We start from the raw sequence: 11951 nt of genomic DNA, 5'->3' as shown, positions 1-11951 counted from the left end.
ATGCTGCGCCCCATTTACACCCTGATCTGCAACCGTTCAGCCAACCCACTGCGGCGCTGTGTTGGCGTGCGGATCGCCCGTGTCAGAACCGCATCGGTGGCATATAACGAAAGTTGCCTGCGTGCGCGGGTTATCGCGGTATAGACCAATTCACGCGTCAATACCGGCAGAAAGTGATTAGGCAGCACCAGCACTGTGTGGTCAAATTCCGAGCCCTGGGACTTATGTACCGTCATCGCATAGGCGGTTTCATGTGCCGGTAAACGGCTCGGTTGTACCGACTTAATGCTGCCATCTGACAGTTGGAAGTGAACGCGAAGTTCGCCGTTAACATCCCGTAAGGCAATACCAATATCACCGTTAAACAGCCCTAACGCACTGTCATTGCGGCCAATCATCACCGGACGCCCCGGATACCAGCGCCCCGCAGCACCGGGTTTACGGCGAATCAGACCGGCGCGTTGCAATCCTGTCTCAATACGTTCGTTCAATCCGGTAATACCAAATGGCCCTTCTCGCAGCGCGCACAACACCTGAAAACGGCCAAAAGCTGCAAGCACTGCCACGGCATCTGCGCCTTCGGCGACCTGCCGCAGGTAATCACGGTAACCTGCTACGCAGGCATCCAGTAACAGCGGGTAGTCTTGTGTTTCCGCCAACGGATACCCGATAACGTCGCTGAAACTGCCGCCGAGCGTAGCCAACGCACGTTTACCGTCACCCGAGTTCACCGCAAACGCCAATTGGCCAATACCCGAGTTGGCATCAAAGCGGTAGCTTTTGCGCAGCAGGCACAAGCTGTCGCGCACCGCCGCCTCCGCTTGAGCACTTTGCCCCTGTAATAAACAGCCGGTCAGGCGCGAAAGTTGTTCGGCTCGCGGAACGCTGTAACCTTGTTCGGCAAAACGACAAATATCCCCCAGAACCGCCCCGGCCTCTACCGAGGCGAGCTGGTCACGGTCACCCAGAAAAATCACCTGTGCCTGGGCAGGTAAAGCGGCTATCAAACGTGCCATCATGGGCAAATCGACCATTGAGGCCTCATCGACGACCAGCACATCCAAATGCAGGGGGTTACCACGATGATAACGCATGCGCTGACTGTTGGGCTGAGCGCCTAACAGGCGATGAAGCGTAGAGGCTTCTGTGGGGAACAGGGCACGCTGCTCTGGGGTTAGCATTAATTGCCTGCTGGCACTGCCGAGCGACTCAGTAAGACGAGCCGCCGCTTTACCGGTGGGCGCCGCCAGCTGGATACGCAAACGACGCCCCTCGGCGAGTTGCACCAGTGCCGCCAGTAGTTTGGCGACCGTGGTGGTCTTACCGGTGCCCGGCCCGCCGGATATGACCGCGATGCGCCGTGTTGCCGCCACGGCAGCAGCAATTTTCTGCCAGTCCGGTTCATCTGTCGCCTCGCCGAACAGGCGGTCAAGAATGGTGCGCAGCTCTGCTTCTTCAACGGGCTGATGGAGGCTATCGCTGCTGATAAACGCAGCAACCTCACCTTCGTTCTGCCACATCCGCTGAAGGTACAAGCGCTGCTGCTGCAACACCATCGGCATTGCAGTAGTGCCATCACCCACGGCGCCACAGGCAGAGAGGCGCCGTTGCCAACCGACAATATCCAACTGACCTGCCGCCAGCCACACGGCCTGTGCCAATTCAGGCTGCCGCCCGTCAAAAAGATTTTCCGGCAGCAGTTGCTCCAGCATCAGACAAACATGCCCAGACCCGGCCTCTGCACTGAGGCAGGCGGCAGCCAGCAGAATATCCGGCTCATCGTCCCCTGCCACCACTCGGGCAAACTGCAGGTCAAGCGGGCGCAACACGCCAAGCGCCTGCGCCTGCTCCAATAACGTGATCATGATGCATCCTCCGCCGCAATGGTTTCGCCGCGGAATAACAGGTCCATACCTTCCACCAATTTCGCCTCCGGGCGGCAGGCGAAAATCCCATTGCCTGGATGCTGCGCATCTACACCGCGAAGGAATAAATAAATCACCCCGCCGAAATGACGCTGATAGTCATAATCCGGCAATCGATGGCGCAGATAGCGATGCAGCGCCAGCGTGTATAGCTGGTACTGCAAGTCGTAACGATGTTCCGCCATCGCCTGCGCCATTGCTGGCTGGGTATAGGCACTGCTGTCTTCACCCAGCCAGTTGGATTTATAGTCCAGCAGGTAATATCTCCCCTGCCAGCAGAATACCAGGTCGATAAACCCTTTCAGCATCCCCTGCACCTGTTGAAAGTCCAACTCAGGACAGCGGGCAGAAAGCGGGTCATAACTTTTCACCAGCTTATCCAACTCGCGCGCCTGCAACAGCTGCTCGATCGGCAGATAAAACTGCAGTTCTGCCTGTTTATGCTGGGGTGCCAGCGCCGACAGTGCGACACCGGCATCATTAAGTGGGGTGTTCAACAACACTTGCATCCACGCCAGCAGTATCGGCTGCCAATGTTCGGCAAAGCCCTGCTGTTGCAGTTGTTCAAGCAACCACTGTTCATCAAGCGGTTGGGTGAAATCGAGGGTTTCGAACAGGCTGTGCAGGAAAGTCCCGGGGGTAGCACCACGTGGGAAGGTGTGCGGTGTGAGCGCTGGCTCACCGCTTTGCGCTTGCTCTCCTGCGGCATCGACATCCAACCGTGGCAATAAATCCTGCATCAGGCCCGCGCCATGTTGCTGTAAACCGGTATAACTGGTTACCCGCCAGAAATCCTGTACCTGACGTGAGAAATCCTTAGCCGCCAGTTCGCTCAAGGCCACCGTTTGCGGCTGCCAGGGCTGTTCATCCAAGGTGCCGACCAACGACAACGCGACACCGTCCCCGGCAAGCCGTTGCAAACATCGCTGTAAATAGTCCGCATCACCGGCCTGACCGGCTTGTACCAGATAACCCAGCGCACTGCGGTGTAAATCGGTATCGCCCTGTTTCTTACGCGTGCCCTGAATCAAAGGTGCAATGCCGATGCTGCAGTGGTACACCGAACGGGTCAGCGCTACGTATAGCAAGCGTAAATCTTCCGCCAGCCGCTCTTCCTCTGCCCATTCGATACTCTCTTCATTGGCATCAAGGTCAAGCAAAGCCTGGAAGCTTTGGCGATCGTGGTACAACACCTGCTGCTGCTGGCGAAAATTACCGACAAACGGCAACCACACCAGATCAAACTCCAGCCCTTTGGATTTATGGATGGTGATCACCTGAACCAGATGCCGGTCGCTTTCCAGCCGCAACTGCTGGTTGTCAGATTGGCGATTGGGTTGAGCAATCTGCTGCGCCAACCAACGCACCAGCGCATGTTCGCTGTCGAGCTGTGCGGAGGCCTCTTGCAACAGTTCGCCCAAATGCATAACGTCGGTCAAACGGCGCTCACCACCGAGACTGGCCAGCAAGTTCTCTGCCAAATGACGCCGTTTCATCACCTCACGCAGCATCGGCAACACGCCCCGGCGTAGCCAGAGCGAGCGGTATTCATCAAACTCATCAACCAATTTATCCCAGGCGCGTTCGTCGTGGTTCAAACCGTCCAGCGCCGGAGCATCCAGCCCCATCAGCCCAGTCGCCATGGCGCTGCGCAGCGTGCGCTCCTGTTCAGGAGCCAACACCGCTTGCAATAGCCACAGCAAGTCTTTGGCCTCTGGTGTATCAAACACGCTGTCGCGGTTGGACAGATACACCGAGGGAATCGCCAGTGCGCTGAGCGCATCGCGAACTAACGCCGCCTCATTGCGGCTACGCACCAGCACGGTAATATCCGATGCCTGCACCGTACGCCGTTTATCGCCCTTCACCAACCAGGCCTGTTCGTTTTGCCCGGCACTGAGCCAGTCACGGATTTGCGTCGCGCACAGGCGCGCCATTAGTTGTTGGTACTCACTAACGCCAACACCTTCCCCCTGTTGCAGCCAGAACTGCATCGCCGGCTGAACCTGGTTTTGTAGCTCAAATGCCACCCCCCGATTTTTCTCAGCGGCGGCAACCTCGATAAAGGGAATTTGGCCAAACAGGAAAGGTTTTTCCACCTGAGTAAACAGATGGTTAACGCTGTTCACCATCGCCGGTGACGAACGCCAGTTGGTTTCAAGGGTGTAGTGGGCACTTACCTCTGAACGAGCACGCATATAGGTAAAAATGTCGGCACCGCGGAAGGCATAAATCGCCTGCTTCGGGTCACCGATCAGCAACAGGCCGCATTCCGGCCTGCCAACATAGAGTTTTTGGAAGATGCGGTATTGCTGTGGGTCGGTATCCTGGAACTCATCGATCATCGCTACCGGGTAACGCTGGCGGATTGCTTGCGCTAGCCGATCGCCGCCTTCGCTGCACAATGCGCTATCCAGGCGGCTTAGCAAGTCGTCGAACCCCAGCTCGGCACGCTGGCGTTTTTCTTGCTGGATAGACTGACGTATCTCACTGAGCGCCCGCGCCATGATCAAATCACGCAGCGTCAGGGGTTCATCGAACAGTTCGTCGATCGCCACGAACAAGGCATGGCGCGGCGGCTCGCCTTTTTTGGTTTTCTCCAGCAGTACCGACTGACGGAATTTATCCAGCTCTTTCGGCAGTTGATAGTCCTGGGTTTCCAGCACGACCCATTCACCGACTTTGTGCAACCAGTTGGGCAGATGCTTGCTGCTATAACTGCGCTTATCAACACCGGACTGGCTGATTAATGCCTCCAAGTCGCCTGCAGCTGCCAGCCACTGCGCTTTGATGGCATCAATGCGTGCCACAATCTGCTCATGGCGCATCAGCACCGTTTCTTCATCCTTCGGCGGTCGGCGCAGCATTGGCGCTTCACCGTGCAGATAGCCGGAAAGATCGGCCAGCAAGGCTTCCGGCCCACTCCACTCCTGGCTCACCGCACGCGCGACGCCCAGCGGTAACGGATAACAGTGGCGACGCCAAAAGTCCGCACAGGCCTGGCGGCGCAGCGGCAGCTCATCCTGCACCAGAGTTTGCTCAAACAGAATGCCAGACTCGAAAGCATTGTGGGCCAGCATACGCTGACAAAAACCGTGGATGGTGTAGATCGCTGCTTCGTCCATCTGACGTTCGGCAGCCAGCAATTGCGCGGCGGCATCCGGAAGATTTTCAATTTCTTCCATCAATGAGACAAACAATGGGTTGTCACATTTAGCGCCTTTACCGCGCACACAGGCTATGCGCAGCCCATGGATGTTATTGCGAATACGTCCGCGTAATTCTTCGGTAGCCGCCTCGGTAAAGGTTACCACCAGGATTTCTTCAACCGTCAATGGGCGCGGATAGGCCGCTGCCTGGCCCAGGCCAAGCAGCAGACGCAGATACAGCGCACCAATGGTAAAGGTCTTGCCGGTCCCCGCCGACGCTTCTATCAGTCGCTCGCCAAACAGCGGCAACGTGAGTGGGTCAAGCCGCTGCGGGGCCGTCTCAGTCATGGTGTCGCCACCTTACGCGGTAAGGTTTTCTGCAATGCAGACGCATTGGGATAAGTTACCCAATCCGGCTGGACCGCGTAATCCGCTTTTTCTTGACCGCTGCCGCTGACCTGCGACAGCACAGCCAAGCCTTGCGGCTGGATCACCGCTTGATGGAAGTAATCTGCCAGTTTAGTCGGCGTCAATTGTTTGATCTGCTCAATCAGCTTATGGCGGGTATCAAACGCAAAGTTGCCGCGGTCAAAATCATTGGCAAAACGGCCAGCCTCTTCGCTCAGCGTTTGCGGGCGCTGTTTAAGCTCGTTGATCATCGCCTGCTTGTACTGTTCGAAGTCGGCTTCTTTCATCTCACGCAGGCGTTTCTCAGTTTTCGGATAGAAATCCTGATAGCGCTGGTAAAGGTATGCTGGCTGCTTGCTGTTGCTTTGCAGCAGGAAACCGATCCCCCATTGCCGGCCCACTGACGTTGGGAAGGCAAAGACGGCATAACCCAGTTGTTCCTGAGTGCGCAGTTGGCTGTAGAACCAGGGCTGTATAATTTGGCCTAACAGTGAACTGTATGCCATACCTGTCACTTCATCGTAGCCGGTCGGTACATACACCGCTGCCAGCGCTGAGTCAGTGCTGCTGCCCGCACGTTGCAGATTGGCCAACTGTTTTTTTGCCACTTCAACGTCTTCGCCATGCCACCATTCAACGCCGGTACACCCCAAGCGATGCTTCAGCGTTGAGGCCAGGGTATCCACCTGTTGCTTACTCATATTCCCCACCACCAGCAGTTCTGGCGTTGCATCCGCCAACAGGCTGTCGCGGTAAGCCAATACGTCCTTCAGCGTCAGGGTTTTCAGCACCTCACGGCGCTCGCTGCGTTCGGAGTAAGGAACACGAGAGACCATCTGCACCGGTTGAATGGCCAGTTCAAAGGCTTTGCCCTTCTCCGCCGAATCCAACTGCTCCAGATACCAGGATTTGGCTTGCGTCAGTTGGTCTTCCGTCGGCGTGAAGCTTGAATACCCTTCGATCAGCGAAGTCAGCAACTGTGGCAAGCGCTGGGTAAAACCGTTGGCGTTAAACATCAGGCCGTTGTTTGGCGAAGTCGAGAAACTCAGCCCGCCAACCGAAGCCTGATAACTCAGTTGATCCAGCGAAATCCCCGCCAGATAGTCGGTCAAAGAGAACAGCACCTGATTGCGTGCTGAATCCATGGTTTTCGCATTGCGGAACGCCACCGTGACGTCGGCCTTTGGCTCGTCGGCAAAGTAGCGGCTTGGCATATACAACACCCGCAGCCCCGGTTGGTTGACCACCATCTCCGGTTTTTTAAACTCGTGCGAAGGCTTGTTCAGGCTGAAATCATCCGGAATATACGGGTTCAAAGCAGGTAACGACAGGCTGATCCCTTTACCCAATTGCTGCCACTGCTCAAAACGCTGCGGGGTAATTTTATCGACCTGATAAGGTGCATTGACGAAGTAAGCCATTTTGTTATGCGGCTCATTCGGGCTGACAAACCAGATACGCGCATTTTGCGGCGTCATGGCGTCCAGGCGCTCGGCAATTGCCTTGGCGTCATAGCGGTCGGCCAGGTAAGGGGCATCGAGCGTATGCTCTACCGGTACTCGCACCATGGTATCCACCAGCCATTCGATGTAATCCATATCACGGGTGATCGACGGATAGCGGAAATCCAGATTCAGTACGTGGGAGATCTCATCAAAATAGCTTTGCTTGATGCCTTCTGTACGCAGCATTTTCAAGTAGTTGAAAATCGCGGCAACGACTTCGTCACGCTTGGCCAAGCCTTTATCCGTCAGCGATACACTGATCGAGAATACGCCGCCATTGCGATCCACCATCGGATCAGCCCCGGCATTAATGGCATCCGCCAACCCTTGCTTTTGCAGCCAGTCAGACAAGGTATTTTGACTACGGTTACCAATCAGGTAGCCGATATAGATGTCGGTCTTACTGCGGAATTCAGCGCTGTTATTGTCAATGCGGAACTCTACTTTCAACTGCTTACGCGGTTGAGCCGGCACATAGTGAATAATGATGCCCTGCTGTTCAGGGGTCACTGCCGGGACATCTATCGGCGGCACAGTGGCGTTACGGTTAGGCACGCGGCCAAAAGTTTTGGCCGCCAGTTCAGCCAACTCCGGCAATGGTTGGTTGCTGTAAAGCACCCCCATCATCAAATTAGCGGAATAATAACGTTGGTAGAATGCCGTCAGCTCGTCGTGCAATTTGCTGCCTGGCTTATCTTTCAGGGTATCGAGGTTGCCACCGGAGAAACGCGCGCTCGGGTGAGCCGGGTTCAGCGTCTCTGCCCCGACCTGCGCCATGCGCATACCGTCGCGTGAACGTGCCATGGTCAACTCGGCATTGACTGCATTACGCTCACGGTCGGCATTACCCGGATCCAGCAGCGGTTCGGCGATGGCGTCCGCCATGCGGTCTACCGCCGGGGCCAAGGCGTCGTTTTCCACTTCCAGATAGAATGCGGTGCGATAAGACGCCGTGCTGGCGTTATGGCTACCGCCATGCTTCTTCAGGAACTCTGAGAGGTTTTCTGGCTGCGGGTAGCGCTTTGACCCCATGAGAACCATGTGTTCCAGGTAGTGCGCTAACCCAAGCTGGCTATTTGGATCCTCCAACGACCCCACCGGCAGCGCCAACGCCGCCAGCGATTTAGGTGCCTGAGGATCTGAAACCAGCAGCACGGTCATACCGTTCGCCAACTTGATCGCCTGATATTGACGGGGATCGTGATCGCTTTTGTTGATCTTCTCCGCCAGCGGTTGCCATCCCTGTGCAGCCCAACTCAACGGTGCCCAAAACATAACCAATAATACTAACCCGGTGATGCGGGCCAACTGTCTGCGTATATCCAAAATGAACCCCTATTCTGACGCCGTCACGGCAAATCCCTGACGTTGACGACGTACATCAAAACAACACACTCAAAATCTGTACCCTCTGAATTTCAAGCTGCAGTTAACAACGGCTGCAGTTTGAAAAGCGGCGGGTCTATATGCTTGTACGTTATGTACGACCAGAGCTAACCCCGATAGTTGAATATAACCCTGATTATTTTTACCACCACAAGGCAATCAGTACCACCGGGGGATTGTTACCCAAGGTTATGCCTTGCCACCGGCAGAAGATAACGCTCTGTTTCGGCCAGAATTTGCGCTAAATAAATATTATCCAATTGGCGGAACACCCGCTGTACATAGGGATCTTCACCCTCGCCAGGAATACGCTGATCGCCCTGCCAGGCTTGCAGCAGTTTCGCCCGAGCCTTGGTTTGTACTTCGTCATCCCAATCAATCTGCTGCGTTTCAGGCTGGTAGCACTGGCTCAGCCATGCCCAACCACTTTTGTTCAGCAAGAGTAACGGTTGACACAGGCCGCGCTGGTAACCCGCTACCAGCTCAGCCAAGTGCTCGTGAGCCTCTTGTGCGCTTAGCGCGGCAAAACGCCAGGCGGCCCCCTTACGCCCGTAAATACGGCTTTCTCCCGTGCCACCGACGCAGCAATACACCAGATGTTCCAGCCACAACAATATCCCATCAACCGCCGACAACGTTGACGGTCGCCAGCGCAGCAGCCCATCGTCTTGAACCTGATGCAACCACCCACTGATATTCACCCCGGCAATATCGATATCCAGTTCCAGGCTATGTCCCTCTCGTCGTTCAGCACGCACCTGTTCGGCAAGTTCGGTCATCTCTTCCTGCTGCTTCTGCCAATAAATTTCGCCGAAGGGGCCAAAAGGCAAACCGCCAGCGGCGCGTACCCGCTGAAACAGGCGCGTAGCATCCTCGCCATCAATCAAGGTGTTCAGCAATTGGCTGTTGAACTGATAGCGGCTGAGGTTATCCAGGGTAAAGGGTTCTTCATCCGGTAATTCGGTTTCTTCCAGAATGAAACTGACGCCCAACCTCAGTTGGAAGAACGCACGGACAGGGTGACGGTAGAACCGCAGCAAATCATCCAACGAGATCTGCGTTTGCGGCTCTGGCAATAACGGCTGATTAAACGGCGGATGTGCCGCACCGCGCCTATCGGCGGCAGGTAACCACTCTGCCGCATAGCTTTGATCTTCGCTGCCGGGCAGAAAGTTCTCTGCGGCAAACGGCATGCGTGAATGCCAGTTGAGCAAATGTTGACCCACGCGCCGAGCGCTGCCATCGGCGTCCAGCTTTTCATCGCCCGGCAAGCAATAGCTTTGCTCCAGGTACTCTAACAATTCAGTCACCAATACCGAGGGGTAACGCTCGCTGTTATCCTGGATAGAACGGCCAATAAAGCTGATATAGAGCCGTTTCTGTGCCGACAGAATCGCTTCCAGGAAAAGATAACGGTCATCATCACGGCGACTACGGTCGCCACGCTTCATCTGTTGCGCCATCAAGTCAAAACCCAGCGGTGGCAGAGTGCGCGGGTAAACCCCGTCGTTCATGCCCAGCAGGCAAACCACGTCGAACGGAATGGAACGCATCGGCATCAGGGTGCAAAAATTGATTTGCCCGGCGAGGAAGCGTTGACTGATGCGTTCTTGATCAAGACGCGCAGCCAACTCGTCACGCAATATAGACAGCGGCACGTCATCGGGATAGCGCGCCGCCAACCCGAACTCGAACACTTTGTTCCACTCCCGCTCTATCAGTGCCAACACCACTTCGGTTTCGTCATCCTGCTCGAAGAAGGTCTCAAGCAGTTGTCGACACAGCGGTTGCCATTCGGTCAGGGAGCGTGCCTGCCCCAATCGTTGCCGCCAGCGGCTCAATGCAGCCAGCAGTTCCGCCAGTTGGCCAGCCAGTTCAGCAACTAACCCGCTCGATTCGTCGTAAGGTAATACGCCCTGCCAATCACCGGCGTTGCTGTCCATGGCGTAACCCAGCAGCATACGGGTAATCCCGAATTGCCAGGTGTGCTGACCGGTCGCGGGCAAGTCCAACTCGCGTACGTTGTCGTCATCCAGGCCCCAGCGCACGCCAGACTCGCCGACCCAGTGGCGCAGCAGGCGCAGCCCTTCCTCACGAATGGAGAAACGCGCAGCCAGCGCCGGAACTTCCAACAGAGCTAAAACCTGTTCTGACGTAAAGCGACTCTGGGGTAGATCCAACAGCGAAATAAACGCCTGCAACGCAGGATGCGCCTGGCTGGCCTTTCGGTCAGAAATGGCAAACGGCAAATAACGTTCAGGTGAGGCGTTGCCGAACACCGCCTGAATATAAGGCGTGTAGCTGTCGATATCCGCCACCATCACAATGATATCGCGAGGCGTCAGCGCGGGATCGTCCGCCAGCATACTCAACAACTGGTCGTGCAATATTTCAACTTCTCGTTGTGGGCTGTGGCAGGCATGCAGACTAATGGAGCGATCGTCGGGATCAAGCTGGCGTTTAGTGGCGCTACTTTCCAACGTTTCCGGTGTGGTGCCGATCACTGCGCTGTTCTTCAACTCCAGCATATCGTGTTGAATGGCATGCAGCAGATTGTCCGCAGGGACATCAACGAAAGCAAAAACCTCTTGTGAGGATTCAATCTGCGAAAGTAAAAAGTGATGATCCCGCCCCAGCTTGCCCCATGAGGCCAGTAACGGGTTCGGCAAGTCTTGTTCACCCTCTTCATTGAACAGCGAAGCGGCATTATCCGGATCCCTGAACAATGCATATTCCGTTTTATCGCGATAGTGCTGCCGTTTACGGCTCTGTAACTTCGCCAAGAATGACGGGCTCTGGATATCGCCCCAATAGTAACGGCACGGATTGGTGAACATCAGGTGAATATCAATGTGCTTTCCCAATGCCTGCAGCGCTTCCAGGTATACCGGCGGTAATGCGGAAATACCGCAGATAAATACCCGTGGCGGCAATCCTACCGGCGGCTGATCCGCACTTTCCAGTGCCTTGATAAAGCGACGGTATAAATTGGCACGGTGCCATTCCGGTTGCCCCAACGCCTGAGTGTATTCGACCAGCCGCGCCCACAGCGGAGCCTGCCATTGCTGTGCTTCCGCCAGTCCGTCTATGCGTTCGCCTTTCTGCCAACTTTCCAGCCATTGCGGGCGGTACACCAAATATTGGTCGAACAGGTCTGCCACCCGGCCAGCAAGCTGGTGAATTTTACGTTTGTCGCCGTCGTCGGTGAGGTAATGCTGCAACGGGGCAAATTCAGGTTGGGTGAGCAGATCGGGCAGCAGCCACATCAGCTTCCAGGTCATGGCGTCTTTGCTAAAGGCACTCTCTTTCGGAATACCCGGCAAAACTCGCGTAAACATCTCCCAGATGAAGGTTGCAGGCAGTGGGAAAGCGATATTGGCGGCGATGCCAAACTGTTCGGCCAGTTGCATCTGTAGCCACTGCGCCATACCGGGGCTCTGCACCAATACCACTTCCTGTTGAAAAGGATCGGCCAATGGCTCTCTGGCTATCAACGCGCTGGTCAACGTTTTCAGCAAATCCAACTGATTGGAATGATAAACCCTAAACATTGGGAGCTCCCTTAAAACAAAATGACT

Annotated in this window: 4 protein-coding genes; all 4 read right to left on the bottom strand. The window is 55.7% G+C overall.

Annotated features, from left to right (window positions below; all coding sequences use genetic code 11):
- Window positions 1-14 precede the first annotated feature (14 nt).
- The 4 genes from recD to recC all read right to left on the bottom strand — a co-directional run bounded on the left by recD (window position 15) and on the right by recC (window position 11924).
- Window positions 15-1865 carry an exodeoxyribonuclease V subunit alpha gene (gene recD / locus JOE25_RS24050; protein ID WP_209639817.1) on the bottom strand — a complete coding sequence of 617 codons (1851 nt, stop codon included), beginning with the start codon at window positions 1863-1865 and terminating at the stop codon, window positions 15-17.
- Window positions 1862-5422, bottom strand: a complete 3561-nt coding sequence (recB, locus tag JOE25_RS24045; protein WP_209639813.1) for an exodeoxyribonuclease V subunit beta — start codon at window positions 5420-5422, stop codon at window positions 1862-1864. The genes recD and recB overlap by 4 nt, the downstream gene beginning before the upstream one ends.
- Window positions 5419-8307 carry a pitrilysin gene (gene ptrA / locus JOE25_RS24040; RefSeq protein WP_209639950.1) on the bottom strand — a complete coding sequence of 963 codons (2889 nt, stop codon included), beginning with the start codon at window positions 8305-8307 and terminating at the stop codon, window positions 5419-5421. The genes recB and ptrA overlap by 4 nt, the downstream gene beginning before the upstream one ends.
- A gap of 245 nt (window positions 8308-8552) precedes the next feature.
- On the bottom strand, window positions 8553-11924 hold the full coding sequence (recC, locus tag JOE25_RS24035) for an exodeoxyribonuclease V subunit gamma (RefSeq protein ID WP_209639811.1): 3372 nt from the start codon (window positions 11922-11924) through the stop codon (window positions 8553-8555).
- Window positions 11925-11951: the final 27 nt, after the last annotated feature.

This window comes from Serratia sp. PL17 (assembly GCF_017832355.1).
Classification (GTDB): domain Bacteria; phylum Pseudomonadota; class Gammaproteobacteria; order Enterobacterales; family Enterobacteriaceae; genus Serratia.
The sequence above is the reverse complement of the archived record's forward strand: the minus strand, read 5'-3'. Positions and strand labels throughout refer to the sequence as shown.